Origin of the sequence: Kitasatospora sp. NPDC057904 (genome assembly GCF_042887925.1) — a bacterium.
Taxonomy (GTDB): Bacteria; Actinomycetota; Actinomycetes; order Streptomycetales; family Streptomycetaceae; genus Kitasatospora.
In genome coordinates this window covers 82,864-96,704 of sequence record NZ_JBHVOL010000011.1, presented here as the reverse complement: position 1 = coordinate 96,704, position 13,841 = coordinate 82,864, and the positions used below count along the sequence as shown (strand labels likewise).

Below are 13,841 nucleotides of genomic sequence, written 5' to 3'. Positions count from 1 at the left end.
TTTGTGCCGCACCGCCCCCGCCCCCCCCCGCCCCTGACGCACCATCGGGGCCCCCGGGGGGGGCCGGGGGGGGGGGGGGGGGGGGGGGGGCGGGCGGGGGGGGGCCCCCCGACCACCGAACTGCGTGAAGTGGTCAACGCGATCCTCTACGTCGCGCGGACCGGCATCGCCTGGCGCTATCTGCCGCACGACTTCCCGCCCCACACCACCGTCTACGGCTACTTCAAGGAGTGGGAGCGTGACGGCACCACCGAGCAGATCCACGACACGCTCCGTGACCAGTTGCGGGCGAAGAAGGGCCGTCGGATCCTGCCGAGCGCCGCGGTCATCGACGCCCAGTCGGTGAAGGCCTCGCCGAACGCCCCGGCCGACAGCCAGGGCTACGACGGCGGGAAACGGGTCAAGGGCCGCAAGCGCCACATCGCCACCGACACCCTGGGCCTGCTCCTGGTGCTGATCGTCACCGCCGCCGGTGTCCAGGACTCCGCCGGCGGCAAACAGGTCCTGGACACCCTCGCCTCCAGGTGGCCCACGGTGACCAAGGCGTGGGTGGACGCCGGCTACAACAACGCCGTCGTCAGGCATGGTGCCGCTCTGTCCATCGACGTCGAGGTCGTCGCCCGTGACAAGGAGCAGAAGGGCTTCGTCGTTCAGCCGATCCGCTGGCGGGTCGAGCAGACCTTCGGGATCATGTCCCGGTACCGGCGGCTCCATCGCGACTACGAGGAACTGCCGGACCGGTCACGCTCGATGATCCACTGGGCCATGGTCAACTCCATGACCACTCGCCTGACCGCCAGCCCCGACAAAATCGGGCAATACCTCCGCCCGAAATCGCCTGCGGAAGCCTAAATCAGTATCGAACGCCCTCTGAGGCCGCCGGGCCGCTGTGGCCCGTGTTCCGCCGCCCGGCCGCTGTGACCCGTATTCCATCGAGGTGGAATCCCTTGGCGGCGGCCGCCGTGGCGATCAAGCTGGCTCCCGGAAGCACGTCCGAGGTCCGAGGAGTCCCATCATGTCCGAACCCCTGCCCGCCGACGTCCAGCGGGAGATCGCCCGCGCCCTGGGCGTCGCCCCCGTCCCGAGCGCCGAGCAGGAGGCCGAGCGCCGGGTCGCCTTCCTCGCGGAGCAGGTGCGCGCGGCCGGCGCCCGCACGCTCGTCCTCGGCATCAGCGGCGGTGTGGACTCCACGACCACCGGACGGCTGTGCCAGCTCGCCGCCGAGCGGCTGCGCGCCGAGGGCCACGAGGCGTCGTTCTGGGCGATGCGGCTGCCCCACGGCGTGCAGGCCGACGAGGCGGACGCCCAGCTCGCGCTGGACTTCATCCGGCCCGACCGGGTCCTCACCGTGGACATCAAGCCGGCCACGGACGGCGCGATGGACGCCCTGGCGGCGGCCGGCCTGACCTTCCGGGACCGCGCCCACGAGGACTTCGTCCGCGGCAACACCAAGGCCCGGCAGCGGATGATCGCCCAGTACGCCGCCGCCGGCGCGTCCGACGGGGTCGTGATCGGGACGGACCACGCGGCGGAGGCCGTCACCGGCTTCTTCACCAAGTTCGGCGACGGCGCGGCCGACATCATGCCGCTGTCCGGCCTGACGAAGCGTCAGGTCCGGGCGCTGGCCGAGCTGCTGGGCGCACCGGCGGAGCTCGTCCACAAGGTGCCCACCGCCGACCTGGAGACGCTCGCGCCCGGCAAGCCCGACGAGGACGCCCTCGGCGTCGGCTACGACGCCCTGGACGACTTCCTGGAGGGGCGCCCGGTCAGCGAGGAGGTGTTCCGCACGGTGGTCGGCCACTACCGCCGCACCGAGCACAAGCGCCGCCTGCCGGTCGTCCCGTCGTAGCGGGCTCTGGCCCGGCGGCGTAGCCTCACAGAGGGGGTCTCGCCCGCCGGCGGAAGGGGACTCGGCCATGAAGTACGACGAGATCATCGCCACCGTCCGGGACCTCGCCGGGCTCCCCGACCGGGCCGCCGCCGAGCGCGCCACCAAGGCCGTCCTGCTCACCCTCGGCGAGCGCCTGCCCTCCGGGCTCGCCGTGCACGTGGCCGCCCAGCTGCCGCCCGAGCTCGCCGCCGCAGTTCGGGAGGCGGCCCGGGAGGCCGACGAGGAGGGCCGCACCCACGCCTCCGGGGAGCGCTTCGGCCTGCCCGTCTTCGCCGGCCGGATCGCCGGCCGGGCTGGCACCGGAGAGGACGGCGGCATCCGCGAGGCCGCCGCCGTCCTGGAGGTCCTGGACGCGGCGCTCGCGCCGGACCTGATGGACAAGCTGGCCGCCGTCCTCCCGCGCGACATCGCCGAGCTGCTGCCCTCGGGGCGCGCTACCCAGTGACCTTCCGCTCGGCCAGCCGGTCGAGGGAGTCGACGTACTTGAGCATCAGCCGGGCGAATTCGAGCCGGTCGCGCTCGGCCCAGTCGGCGGTGATGTAGTCGTACGCGTCGCGCTGGTGGCGGCGCAGCCGGACGATCAGCTCGGTGCCGGCCGGGCTGAGGTGCAGGACCGTGCGGCGGCCGTCCTGCTGCGAGGCGGCGCGGGTCAGGTAGCCCGCCTTGATGCTGTCGCCGACCATGCGGCTCGCGACGGACGGGTCCACGCCGAGGAGTTCGGCGACCGCGCCGACGGTGATCTCGGCCGCGGCGTCGCGGGTGTGCTGCTCGACGAGGTTGAGGACCAGGGTGCGGCTCAGGTCCTTGGCCGAGATGGGGTTCTCGACCTCCAGGAGCGAGGTGCGGCGCAGTTTGCCGAAGGCCGGGCCCACGGCGTTCAGGAGGTCCTCGGCCGTGCGGTGGTCCGGCTCGTTCGTCGTCATGGCGGCCATCCTAAGGTCCATGCTCAGCAGCAGCCACATGTTGACTCGCAAATGTATGCATGCGAGCATGCATATGTTCCGCAGCAAGGAGCTGCGCATCATCATGCAACGGGGGAACCACCCATGACCGTCCTCGTCACCGGCGCCCGCGGCAAGGTCGCCCGCGCCGTCCTCGACCGCCTGCACGTCGCCGGCCTGCCGGTCCGCGCCGCCAGCGCCCGGCCCGCCGACCTGTCCGTCCCGGCCGGCGTAGACACCGCCGAGCTCGTCCTCGGCCGGCCGGAGACCTTCGCCGCCGCGCTCGACGGCGTGCGCCAGGTCTTCCTCTACCCCGAGCCCGCCGGCATCGACGCCTTCGCCGAGGCCGCCCGCGCGGCCGGCGTCGAGCACGTCGTGCTGCTCTCGTCCTCCTCTGTCCTCGCGCCCGGCGCCGAGACCGACCCGCTCGGCTCGCACAACCTCGGCGTCGAGCGCGCCCTCGCCGCGAGCGGCCTGGCCTGCACGTTCCTGCGCCCGGACGCCTTCGCCACCAACGCGTTCGCCTGGGCGCACCCGATCGGCCACGGCCTGCCGGTCGAACTCGCCTACCCCGAGGCGTCGTTGGCGCCGATCCACCCCGAGGACATCGCCGACGTCGCGGTGGAGGCACTGACCGGCACCGCCCTGCGCGGCCACGCCGTCACCCTCACCGGCGCCCAGGCGCTGACCTTCCGCGAGCAACTCGCCGTCCTGTCCGAGGTGCTGGACCGCCGGATCACCGTCGAGACCATCTCTCGCACCAAGGCCGAGGAACAGATGAGCCGCTTCATGCCCGCCCCGCTGATCGGCTCGCTGCTCGCCTTCTGGGCCGAGGCCTCCGTGCGCCCCGCCACCATCGCCGACACCACCGAGACCCTGCTCGGCACACCCGCCAGGACCTTCCGCCAGTGGGCCGTCGAGAACGCGTCCGCCTTCACCGCACCGGGGGAGTGACCCACACCATGAAGCCCATCGGCTACTGGCTGAACCGCACCGACAAGGCGCTGACCGCCCACATGAACGCCATGCTCGCCGACTTCGGCCTCACCCGGACGGCGTGGCAGGTCCTCAACGTGGTCGGCGACACCCCGGAGGCGCGCGACACGGACGTCCACGCCGCCCTCGCCGCGAACGCCGACGCTTCGGCGAGGGCGGCCGCCATCGAGGCCGTCCTCGCCGACGGCTGGACGACCCGCCCGGCCCCCGGCCGCCTCACCCTCACCCCGTCGGGCCGCGACCGGCTCGCCGCCGTCGAGGAGCGGGTCGCCACGTTCCGCGCACTCTCCACGACCGGGATCACGCCGGACGAGTACCGCACGGCGGTCAGCGTTCTGGAACGGATGACCCACAACCTGGAGTCGCACTGACCGCGTCAGCTATGGCAGGGCCCGAACCAGATTCGTCGGCCGGTCCAGCCAGACCCACTGGTCGGGCCCGGTGACCGTCAGCCCGAAGCGCTCCGGCCCCGGCCGGCCGTGCTGCTCCCACCAGCGGTACGCGGCCTCGACCTCGTCCCAGAGCCGGCGGGGCCCGTACTGCCAGACCTCGAAGGGGTCGACGGCAGCCCAGGACAGGGCGTCCGTGGTCGCCACCCAGAGCCGGGTGTGATCCCAGGCCGTCCAGACGTCTCCCAGCTTCAGCCCGAGCGCGAAGCGAGCCTCCCAGTCGTCCCCGGCCACACGGTCGGGCTCCAGCGAGGTACGGGACTCGTCGGGCACGTGGTCGTCGCGGACAACGTCACGGAAGATGCGCAGGTCGCGACGCTGCCCGCGCATCAGCATGAAGGCGGAGTGCGGACTGAACCGCCCGCACGCCCGACCGTTTGCCACCGTGAGCTTGAGCAGCCCCCAACAGAGCATGGGGTTGTCCCAGGGGGTGAGGATGATGCCGCCGGGCGCGGTCTGCTCGATCCAAGCCGTCGGCACTCGGCGCACCGAACAGGTCGAGATGACCCGGTCGAACGGCTGTCGGAGCCTCCACCCGCGAGCCCCGTCCCCGCAGAGGACGTCGACGGCCAAGCCCGCCGCATTCAGCGAGGCGCAGGCGTGCCTGGCCACCTCGTGATCGACCTCCACCGAGGACACACGGCCAGGCCCGAGCCGGTGCGCCAGCAAAGCGGCATTCCACCCGGTCCCGGTCCCAACCTCCATGACGTTCATGCCGGGCCGAACATCGAGCTCCCGCAACATCCGGACGACGATTGAGGGCGCCGAGGCCGAGGAGGACGGCCACATGTCATCCGGATCGTCCGGCTCCACCCCATCGTTGACCTGCGTCACAACGGGGACGTCGGAGTAAGCAGCCTCGAACCACCGCTCCGGGGCGCGCTGAAGGTCGCAGGCCGCATAGCCACCGTCGCCATCCTCCAGCCAGATCCGCTCCGGCAGGAATCGATGCCGCGGCACGGCCTTGATCGCCTCCCGCCACTCAGGAGGAACGGGCCCGCCGAGTTCATCTTCGACGCCCCGGAGCAGCCCGCGAACGACGGCCTGCTCCGGTCGATGCACGAAGTTCGTCACTTCTTCTCGTCGTCCTTCTTGTGCTTCGGAGCGGGTGCCGGCCGCGAGCCGTCCGGGGACGGCTTGTCCGTGCCGGGGTCCTTCTTGCCCCCGTGCTTGCCGCCACTGCTCTTGTCGGTTCCCCAACCCATGGGGTTCTCCCTTGCTATCGATGGATTGATCACGAACGTCAGTTGGCTACCGCTCCGGCGGCCGGGGCGACGGCTGGCTGTCCGGCTTCGGCGGAGGCGGCTGAGGCTGCGGGGTGGACATGACAGAACTCTTCTCGGCTTGGCGATGTGGGAGCCCGCCCGTGCCGCTTACTCAGCGGCACGGGCGGGAGTTCAGTGGGTGCGCATGGCCAGGAGCACGGCGATGGCGGCCAGGTGGAACAAGGCTGCTGCGGACACAGCACAGGCGGTCCAGACTCTGACGACATAGGTCCCGCAGTCGGGCTCGAACACGGTCCTGCTGCCTACGAGGCGGGCAGCCGCGCCGAGCCGGAGGTGCCGGCCCGATGCTGCGGGCAGGCGCAGTCAGGCCAGATCTCGATCCGAGCGACGTATTCGTCTGGATCCGGGTTTGCGGTGATCACGCCGGAGTCGTCATAGCGAGTGCCATCCTGAGCAACCCTGAACGTGCGGATCGCCAGCCCCGGACGCCGCCTGGCGCGAGCGGCGGGGCCGTCTTCGGCGGTCGCGCTCATCCCGTTATCCGCCAGGCGACGGTTCTCCGCAGTGTGTCCAGCCGTGGTGTCGTACATCGGTTCCTTCTCCTGGCCCTGGACCGGGCTTGCGGCTGACACGGCAAGCCACCAAACGTCACGCTTCGCCGTCGACTGCACACGGAATGCGAAGTCGAGTTCAGCATGTTGGCCACCAGGTAGGCATGGATACGACGTCGCCACCGCCATGACGACGTCATCACCGGGGGCTCGCTACGTGGCCGACGACGTCATGCGTCATGACCACCGTCATGGCTGCCGTCATCTCACCCTGTCGCACCTCCGAACGGGGTTTCCCGTCCACTGACCACGGCTATCGTCAGAACAGACGAATGGGGACGGAGAGGATCCGCAGTGGCTGAAACCCCGACACTCTTACGGGTCTTGACGCTGCAACGACACTGGCAGGTCTATGAGACCTTCCGACTCCGGTTCGAGGCGATGGCGAACTCGGTCGCCGAGCAGGAGAACGACCCCAGACTTCGTGGCCTGTCGGTCTCCAAGCGGCAGTTCGAGCGCTGGTACGGAGGCGCGGTGAAAACCCGCCCCTACCCGGACCAATGCCGAGTGCTGGAGGCCATGTTCGGCGTCTGTGTCGACCAGCTCCTCGCTCCCGCACCAACCGGCTCTGCGGTCGCGCCCGCAACCGCCGGCACCCTCGCCGTCCCGCCGTCACGACTGGGGCCTGCCTGCCTCCCGCCCGAGAAGGCAACGGCGCCACTTGCCGGAGGCCCGCCCAACAGCGAGACCCGCTCCGATGCGGGCACCACGGAAATGGAAAGGCAGGTCGTGATGGCGGCTCGTCGTGCACTTCGGTTCGCCGCGATGGCGGAGGGCAGCAGCATCGGCCCGGAGACCCTGGGGCAGATCCACGACGAGGTGCGGCGCCTTACCGTCGCGTACCCGAAGCTGGCACTGCCGGCCCTGCTCGGAGATCTGGTCGAGGTCCAGGACCTCACCTTCCAACTCCTCGAGCACGGCCGGGCCAAGCCCGCGCAGGCCCGCGAGCTGTACCTGCTGGCCAGTATCACCTCCGGCATGCTGGCCAAGGCCAGCCACGACCTGGGCAACCCGAGCGCCGCGATGATGCAGGCTCGCACCGCCTTCGTGTGCGCCGACAACGCCGATCACCACGCCATGCGCGCCTGGGTCCGCTCGCTCCAGTCGCTCATCTCCTACTGGGCGGGTCGTCCCGGCGAGGCCGTCGACTACGCCGCCCTCGGTCAGAACGCGGCGGGCGACGTCCGCGGCACCACCAGTATCTGGCTGGCCTGTCTCTCCGCCCGCGCCCATTCCCTCCTCGGAGACGGCGAGGCCACCCGCACCGCCATCCGGCAGGCCGAGAACGCCCGCGATGCCGTCGAACTTGACGATCTCGACGACTTCGGCGGCATCATGACCTTTCCGGTGCCCCGCCAGCTCTACTACGTCGCCGAGGCCACCGTGCAACTCGGCGAGGACGCCGTCCTCGGCGAGACCCAGTCCGAAACCGCCGTCGCCGCCTACCAGGACGCTTCCGAGGAGGAGTGGGCATTCGGCGACGAGGCCGGCGCGCAGACCGACCTCGCCCTCGCCCGCATCGCCCGCGGTGAAGTCGAGGGCGCAGCCGAGGCTGTGCGCCCAGTGCTCGACCTCCCCATCGAGCAACGGAACTTCGGCATCGTCAGTAGTGCTCAGCGAGTCCACGCCGCGCTGAACGCCGGTGCCCGCCGAAACGGCATCGTCGGCGTCGCCCTGAGGCAAGAGATCGAGGCATTCACCGCCACCCCGACCTCGGTCCTCGTCCGGTGAACCGGCGGCTAGGCTCCGCAGCCATGACCCCACTCCATCTGGCCGGCCCTCGTCTGGCACTGCGCGAAGTCGAACCCGGCGACACCGACGACCTCTTGGCCATCTACGGAGACCCCGAGTCCACCAAGCACCTCAGTTTCGAACCCCGCACCCGTGACCAGGTCGAGGCGATCACCACCAGGTCCATCGACTCGGCGAGCGCCGTCCCACGCATCGAGTACTGCCTCGCCGTCACCCATCGCGACGAGCACCGGCTGATCGGCTACGCGCGTCTTGCGACCGAGCCGCAGCAGGCCGCCACCATCGGCTTCGCCCTCCACCCTGCCGAGTGGGGCAAGGGCCTCGGCACCGAGACCGTCCACCTGCTGTGCGCCCTCGGCTTCAACGTCCTCGGCCTGCACCGCATCTGGGCGGCCCGCGCGCCCCTCAACGAGGCCTCTGCCCGCACCCTGCTGCGCGCCGGGATGACGGAGGACGGCCGAATCCGTGATCACGTCTTTGTCCACGGCGCATGGCGCGACTCGATCACCTACTCGATCCTGGAACACGAGTGGGCGCCGATCGGCGGGCTGAAGACCGACGAAAGCCGTCGAGCCTGATGGCCACCACGGACCCGGGAGCGTGAAGTGGTCGAGCACCGCAAGCCGTTCCTCTACATCGTCGTGTGCGCCTCGGGCATCGCCGACAGGGTCGGCGAGCTGATCACCGCTGCCCATGCCGAGGGTTGGGGAGTGGGAGTGATCGCGACCCCTAACGGGCTCGGCTTCATAGACCGGGAAGCTATCGAAGCCCAGACCGGCTACCCGGTCCGCTCCGCGTGGCGCACGCCGAGCGTCCCACAGCCGCTGCCGCCGGCCGATGCCATCGCGGTGGCCCCCGCCACGTTCAACACCCTCAACAAGTGGGCCGCCGGCATCTCCGACACCCTCGCCCTCGGCATCCTGTGCGAGGCGTACGGGCTTGGGATTCCCGTGGCGGTGCAGCCCTACGTCAATTCCGCCCAGGCCGCTCACCCTGCGTACGCGGAGAGCCTGGGCCGGCTGGGGTCTATGGGCGTCCTGCTCGGCAACTATGTGCCCCGCAAGCCCAAGTCCGGTGGCGGCCACGACAATTACGACTGGACTCACGTCCTCGACCTCCTCCGCCCCGTGGTGCGCACAACGTGAGGCCCGCACCCACCGACACCGGCGCCTGGAACGCCTACCTGGCCGAGGGAAGCGCCCGCCAGGCGCGCAAGCGCGTCTTGGCGCCGCCTCCTCCCGCTCATGGCCGATAGGCGGGCTTCAGCATTGCATCAGCAGATCTCGGCGCTTGACAGCGCCGTCTGACGAAGGAGTGACGCATGTCGGCTGACGGACGAGTCTTCCGCGAGGCGTGGATCGCGGGCGTGTCCAAGCACTACCCGGGCGAACCGAAGGCCGGTTACGTCGCCCCGTGGGACGAGACCCCCGAGTGGGAGCGCGAGTGCGCCGCCGCCGTGTTCGGCCAGGTCCGTGACTTCATCAGCGTGAGCGGCGGGAACACGTCCAAGCTGACCCGGGAGCAGAAGGGCCGTTTCGTCGCGACGTGCTGGATCGCCCAGATCCACAAGCACATTGAGAACCCGAAGCCGGGCTATGTCGCCGACTGGGTCGACCTGCCGTCCTGGCAGCAGGAGACCGACGCGGACATCTTCGAGGCGATCGAGCAGGCCCGTTCCTGAACGCAGCGCCCAGCCCCTCACCTCCTGCACGGTTGGCGAGGGGCTGGGAAGCCGACGAAGCCCATGAGCGCGGGAAGTCGGGCGGGCCGACTTCCTGTGCTTCGTCCCCCGCTTCCGCTCGAATTCGGTTGCTCCGCAGGTGTGTTGTGCGCCGATACTGCCGCATGACCAGAACCGCGCAGGTCCTCGTGCTGGCTCCGTGGGATGAGGAGGCGATGGCGCCGCTGTGCCGACCGGACGACTCCCGCAGTTGGTGCGGCTGCTTCGCGCCGCTGCCCACCTTCGTCGAGGCGTGGGTCGCCGAGTTCGACCGGATGGGGCAGCGGACGGGATTGCTGCGTCACTTGGAGTCGCTGCCGTGGAAGGCGCCGGAGAGCGTCCAGGTGCTGATCCGTGACGAGGAGGACGACTGCTTCGGGCTCTGGATGATCCGGGATGGCCGGTTGACCGAGATTCCCGTCCCCGGCCACCGGCGGCTCCATCCGCTGGCGCACTCCACCGAGTACGCGCCCGACCCGGGCCTGCTGTGGCGCGCGGCCACGCCCGTCCCGGGCGGTTTCTCCGAGGAGCGGCAGGATCCCCGGTAGGGCTGTCGGTGGGGTCTGGTCTACTTCCCTGCGGAGCGCAAGACGTCGCGGGGGGCGAGGACGATGGGTGTGTTGACCGACTACTTCCGTGCGGCGGACGCGGCGGTGGTCCGGCGGGAGCTGGAGGCGGCCGACGGGGGATCGCCGCTCACCGGGCCGCGACGGGCCTTCGACGGGGTCGAGGCCAAGGGGCTGGATCCGGTCGTCGTGCTGGGGCAGCTGGTCGCCGCCGTCCGCCAAGTGCCGTGGGCCGTTGACCTCGTGGGCGATGCACCGGTGTGGCCGACCACTCCGCCGCCCGGACCGGAGGGGCCCGTGGACGACGACGATCCGTGGATGACGGGCCCGTGGGTGTTCGAGCTCGACACCGACACCCGCGACACCCTCGCCGCGGTGCCGGACGCCGACGTCCCGGCGGTCGCCGCCCGCTGGGCGCAGGCGGAGGAACTGCACGGCGCCTCCGCCGAGAGCCTGTGCCCGGTGGTCGGCGAACTGGCCGGGCTCGCGCGGCGCGCCCGGGCGGCCGACGAGCGGCTGTACTGCTGGACCTGCCTCTGAACCGGTCGGGCCGATACGGTGGCCGGGCCCGTTGCTCGGTGTCCGCACCAGTGTCATGATCACGTGGGCGGGGGCTGCACGGGGCGTGAGCGTGAGGGGCTGGAGCCGATGGGCATGACGTTCGGGGTGCTGGGTCCGCTGGTGGTCGCCGTGGACGCGGAGCCGCAGGCGCTGCCCCGGGCGGGGGTGCTGCGCGGGCTGCTGGGGGCGTTGCTGCTCGCCGAGGGCGAGCGGCTGTCGGCCGGGCGGCTGCTGGAGCTCGTGTGGGCCGGGCAGGCCGACCGGGTCGGCCGCGGCGCCGTGCACACCGGGGTGTCCCGGCTGCGCGGGTGGCTCGGGACCTTCGGGGACGACGCCGTGGTGCTGGACTCCGACGGCGAGGGCTACCGGCTCGCCGTCCGCCCGGAGGCCGTCGACCTCGGGCGCTTCCGGCTGCTGGCCGCCGACGGGGACCGGGCCGCCGCGCTCGACCTGCGCCGCGGCCCGGTGCTGGCCGGGCTGGACCGGGTCAACCGCGAGGACCCGCTGGTGACGGCGGTCGAGGAGGCCGTCCGCTCCACCGCCCTCGCCCTCGCCGGGACCGCCGCCCCCGGCTGCGCCCTCCCGGCCGTGACGGCGCTCGCCGAGGAATACCCCTTCGACGAGCCCGTGCAGGCCGCCCTCCTCGAACTGCTCGCCGCCGACGGCCGCCCCGCCGAGGCGCTGCGCCGCTTCCAGACGCTGCGCCGGCGGCTGGCCGAGGAGCTCGGGATCGAGCCGGGCGAGCAGGTCCAGAGCGTCTTCCTCGCCCTGCTGGCCCGCGACCACGACGGCGCCCGACCGGTCCACGCACCGAGCCAACTCCCGTCCGACCTCCCGGACTTCACCGGCCGCGAGGAGCACCTGCGGTTCGTCCTCACCTCCCTCGCCGACGGCCGCGTGCCGGTGGTCTCGGGCATGGGCGGCATCGGCAAGACCGCCCTGGCCGTCCACGCCGCCCACCGCGCCGCCGCCGACTACCCCGACGGCCGGCTCTACGCCGACCTGCGCGGCGCCGACGACGAACCGGCCGACCCGGCCCGCGTCCTCGCCGCCTTCCTGCGCGCCCTCGGCGCCGACGCCCGGGAGATCCCCGAGTCCCTCGACGAACGCGCCGCCCTCTACCGCACCCTGCTCGCCGGCCGCCGGGTGCTCGTCGTCCTGGACAACGCCGCCGGGGAGGCCCAGCTCAGGCCCCTGCTGCCCGGAAGCACCACCGAACAGCAGCACAGCAACGCCCTCGTCACCAGCCGCGCCGTCCTCACCGCCCTGCCCGGCGCCCGGCTCGTCGACCTCGGCGGGTTCGGCCCCGCCCACGCCGAGACGCTGCTGCGCCACATCGTCGGCGACGCCAGGGTCGCCGCCGAACCCGTCGCCGCCGGCCAGATCGCCGACCTGTGCGGCGGCATGCCGCTCGCCGTCCGCATCGCCGGCGCCCGCCTGGCCGCGCGCCCGCGCTGGAGCCTCGCCCGCCTCGCCGAGCTGCTGCGCGACGAGCGCCGCCGCCTCGACGAGCTCGCGGCCGGCGACCTCGCCGTTCGCGCGGGCTTCGCCGTCGGCTACACCCGCCTGTCCGAGCCGACCCGCCGCACCTTCCGCCTGCTCGGCCTGCTCGACGCGGCCGACTTCGCCCCCTGGGCCGCCGCCGCGCTCGCCGACGTCCCGCTGGAGGAGGCCGAGCGGCGGCTGGAGGAGCTCATCGACGCCCAGCTCCTCCAGGAGACCGGCACCGAACCCCACCTGCGCTACCGCTTCCACGACCTCGTCCGGCTCTACGCCCGCGAGCACGCCCACGCCACCGACACCCCCGCCGACCGCGCCGACGCCCTCGAACGGGCCTTCGGCGCCTGGCTCTGGCTCGCCGAACAGGCCGCCGACCAGGTACCGGGCCCCTGCTTCGCCGCCATCCACGGTCCCGCCCCGCGCCGCCCGCTGCCCGACGGCCCCGCCGCCCGGCTGCTCGACGACCCGCTCGCCTGGTTCGACGTCGAGCAGCCCGCCCTCAACGCCTGCGCCCGCCAGGCCGCCGCGCTGCGCCTCGTCCCGACCGCCTGGGACCTCGCCGCCTGCCAGGAGAAGTACTGCGACGTCCGCGGCCTCTACGACGACTGGCGCACCACCAACCTCGTCGTCCTCCAGGCCTGCAAGGCGGCCGGCGACCTCGTCGGCACGGCCGTGCTCACCCGCGGCCTGGTCGAGGTCACCACCTGGGCGACCCCCGCCGACGGCACCGAGACGATGGTCGCCCTGGACGGCCGCGCGCGGCAGCTGCTCGACCTGTTCGAGCAGGTCGGCGAGCCGCGCGGCGCCGCCGACGCCCTCGTCCTGCTCGCCTGGAGCCTGGTCGCCCAGGGGCGCGCCCGTGACGCGCTGGACGCCGCACGCCGCGCACTGGACCTCGCCGCCGCCCACGACCACCCCGGCGGGGTGGCCAAGGCGCACCAGATCATCGCCGTCGCCCACGGCGAGACGGACCTCGCCCGCACCATCGAGCACCTCACCGAGACGCTGCGCCTGGCGCGCATGATCGGCAACGTCCGCTTCGAGGCCACCGCGATCCAGTTCCTCGGCGCCGCCCACGGCCGCGCCGGCGACGTCGAGCACGGGCGCAACCTGCTGACGAGCTCGCTCGCGATGGCCCGCTCGCTCGGCGACGGCTACGCGGAGGCGTTCTCCCTGCTCTACCTGGCCACGCTCCACGCGGCGACCGGCGACGCCCGGGCGAGGGAGACGGCGGAGGCGGCGCTGGCCATCGCGCGGCGCTTCGAGCTGGGCCACCACCTCGCCCAGGCCCTGGGCATCCTGGGTGAGTTGGACCTCGCGGAGGGGCGGCACGACGCGGCCGTCGCGCACCTGGAGGAGTCCGTCCTGTTCTGGCGGGCCCGGGGCTGGCGCTCGTTCCTCGCCGAGGCGCTGCGGGCGCTCGGGCGCGCGTACGAGGCGGCGGGGCTGGACGCGCCCGCCGAGCGGGTGCGGCGCGAGGCCCGGGAGCTGGGCGAGGGACCGGCGAACGGCGACGCGGACGCGCTCTCGCACGACGGGTGAACCGTCCGCGACGAGTACACACCCGCGGCCGGGTCCGTCCCCTGCGCGGACCCGGCCGTCCCCCCATGCGGGTGTGTGCTTCGACC

The 13,841-nt window shown here is 72.4% G+C and carries 16 protein-coding genes; 12 read left to right on the top strand and 4 right to left on the bottom strand.

What is annotated here, in order from left to right; all coding sequences use genetic code 11:
• The first annotated feature begins 129 nt into the window (after nucleotides 1–129).
• The 3 genes from ACFVSN_RS26495 to ACFVSN_RS26485 all read left to right on the top strand — a co-directional run bounded on the left by ACFVSN_RS26495 (nucleotide 130) and on the right by ACFVSN_RS26485 (nucleotide 2,336).
• The gene (locus ACFVSN_RS26495; protein WP_387956701.1) at nucleotides 130–852 is read left to right on the top strand and encodes an IS5 family transposase; all 723 of its coding nucleotides are present in this window, start codon (nucleotides 130–132) and stop codon (nucleotides 850–852) included.
• Nucleotides 853–1,015: 163 nt separating this feature from the next.
• The gene (gene nadE, locus ACFVSN_RS26490) at nucleotides 1,016–1,849 is read left to right on the top strand and encodes an ammonia-dependent NAD(+) synthetase (RefSeq protein WP_380491855.1); all 834 of its coding nucleotides are present in this window, start codon (nucleotides 1,016–1,018) and stop codon (nucleotides 1,847–1,849) included.
• A gap of 67 nt (nucleotides 1,850–1,916) precedes the next feature.
• Nucleotides 1,917–2,336 (top strand): DUF2267 domain-containing protein, encoded by a 420-nt coding sequence (locus tag ACFVSN_RS26485; RefSeq protein ID WP_387600971.1) that lies wholly within the window; start codon nucleotides 1,917–1,919, stop codon nucleotides 2,334–2,336.
• Here ACFVSN_RS26485 and ACFVSN_RS26480 read toward each other — a convergent pair.
• On the bottom strand, nucleotides 2,326–2,814 hold the full coding sequence (locus ACFVSN_RS26480) for a MarR family winged helix-turn-helix transcriptional regulator (RefSeq protein ID WP_387600974.1): 489 nt from the start codon (nucleotides 2,812–2,814) through the stop codon (nucleotides 2,326–2,328). The two genes, ACFVSN_RS26485 and ACFVSN_RS26480, sit on opposite strands and share 11 nt — an antisense overlap.
• A 123-nt stretch (nucleotides 2,815–2,937) precedes the next feature.
• On the opposite strand from ACFVSN_RS26480, the gene ACFVSN_RS26475 reads away from it, so the two are divergent.
• Together ACFVSN_RS26475 and ACFVSN_RS26470 are read left to right on the top strand one after the other, a co-directional pair.
• Nucleotides 2,938–3,786, top strand: a complete 849-nt coding sequence (locus ACFVSN_RS26475) for an SDR family oxidoreductase (RefSeq protein WP_387600977.1) — start codon at nucleotides 2,938–2,940, stop codon at nucleotides 3,784–3,786.
• An 8-nt stretch (nucleotides 3,787–3,794) separates the two neighbouring features.
• Nucleotides 3,795–4,199, top strand: coding sequence for a MarR family transcriptional regulator (locus ACFVSN_RS26470; RefSeq protein WP_387600980.1), 405 nt, complete (start codon nucleotides 3,795–3,797; stop codon nucleotides 4,197–4,199).
• 9 nt (nucleotides 4,200–4,208) lie between these two features.
• Here the strand turns inward: ACFVSN_RS26470 and ACFVSN_RS26465 are convergent, their stop codons facing one another.
• The 3 genes from ACFVSN_RS26465 to ACFVSN_RS26455 all read right to left on the bottom strand — a co-directional run bounded on the left by ACFVSN_RS26465 (nucleotide 4,209) and on the right by ACFVSN_RS26455 (nucleotide 6,093).
• On the bottom strand, nucleotides 4,209–5,351 hold the full coding sequence (locus ACFVSN_RS26465) for a methyltransferase domain-containing protein (protein ID WP_387600983.1): 1,143 nt from the start codon (nucleotides 5,349–5,351) through the stop codon (nucleotides 4,209–4,211).
• Nucleotides 5,348–5,482, bottom strand: a complete 135-nt coding sequence (locus ACFVSN_RS26460; RefSeq protein WP_380446332.1) for a hypothetical protein — start codon at nucleotides 5,480–5,482, stop codon at nucleotides 5,348–5,350. The genes ACFVSN_RS26465 and ACFVSN_RS26460 overlap by 4 nt, the downstream gene beginning before the upstream one ends.
• Before the next feature lie 323 nt (nucleotides 5,483–5,805).
• On the bottom strand, nucleotides 5,806–6,093 hold the full coding sequence (locus ACFVSN_RS26455) for a hypothetical protein (protein WP_387600986.1): 288 nt from the start codon (nucleotides 6,091–6,093) through the stop codon (nucleotides 5,806–5,808).
• Between the two features lie 345 nt (nucleotides 6,094–6,438).
• On the opposite strand from ACFVSN_RS26455, the gene ACFVSN_RS26450 reads away from it, so the two are divergent.
• The 7 genes from ACFVSN_RS26450 (at nucleotide 6,439) to ACFVSN_RS26420 (ending at nucleotide 13,755) form a co-directional block, all read left to right on the top strand.
• On the top strand, nucleotides 6,439–7,845 hold the full coding sequence (locus ACFVSN_RS26450; RefSeq protein ID WP_387600988.1) for a hypothetical protein: 1,407 nt from the start codon (nucleotides 6,439–6,441) through the stop codon (nucleotides 7,843–7,845).
• A 23-nt stretch (nucleotides 7,846–7,868) separates the two neighbouring features.
• Nucleotides 7,869–8,444, top strand: coding sequence for a GNAT family N-acetyltransferase (locus ACFVSN_RS26445; RefSeq protein ID WP_380446329.1), 576 nt, complete (start codon nucleotides 7,869–7,871; stop codon nucleotides 8,442–8,444).
• Between the two features lie 27 nt (nucleotides 8,445–8,471).
• Nucleotides 8,472–9,011: a flavoprotein gene (locus ACFVSN_RS26440; RefSeq protein WP_387600991.1), complete on the top strand. Its 540-nt coding sequence runs from the start codon at nucleotides 8,472–8,474 to the stop codon at nucleotides 9,009–9,011.
• Between the two features lie 176 nt (nucleotides 9,012–9,187).
• Nucleotides 9,188–9,547, top strand: coding sequence for a hypothetical protein (locus ACFVSN_RS26435; protein ID WP_387600994.1), 360 nt, complete (start codon nucleotides 9,188–9,190; stop codon nucleotides 9,545–9,547).
• Between the two features lie 164 nt (nucleotides 9,548–9,711).
• On the top strand, nucleotides 9,712–10,134 hold the full coding sequence (locus ACFVSN_RS26430; protein ID WP_387600997.1) for a hypothetical protein: 423 nt from the start codon (nucleotides 9,712–9,714) through the stop codon (nucleotides 10,132–10,134).
• Between the two features lie 63 nt (nucleotides 10,135–10,197).
• A complete protein-coding gene (locus ACFVSN_RS26425) occupies nucleotides 10,198–10,692 on the top strand; it encodes a hypothetical protein (RefSeq protein ID WP_387601000.1) in 495 nt (164 codons plus the stop codon).
• Nucleotides 10,693–10,800: 108 nt separating this feature from the next.
• Complete coding sequence (locus ACFVSN_RS26420) at nucleotides 10,801–13,755, top strand: ATP-binding protein (protein ID WP_387601003.1); 2,955 nt, start codon at nucleotides 10,801–10,803, stop codon at nucleotides 13,753–13,755.
• Nucleotides 13,756–13,841 lie beyond the last annotated feature (86 nt).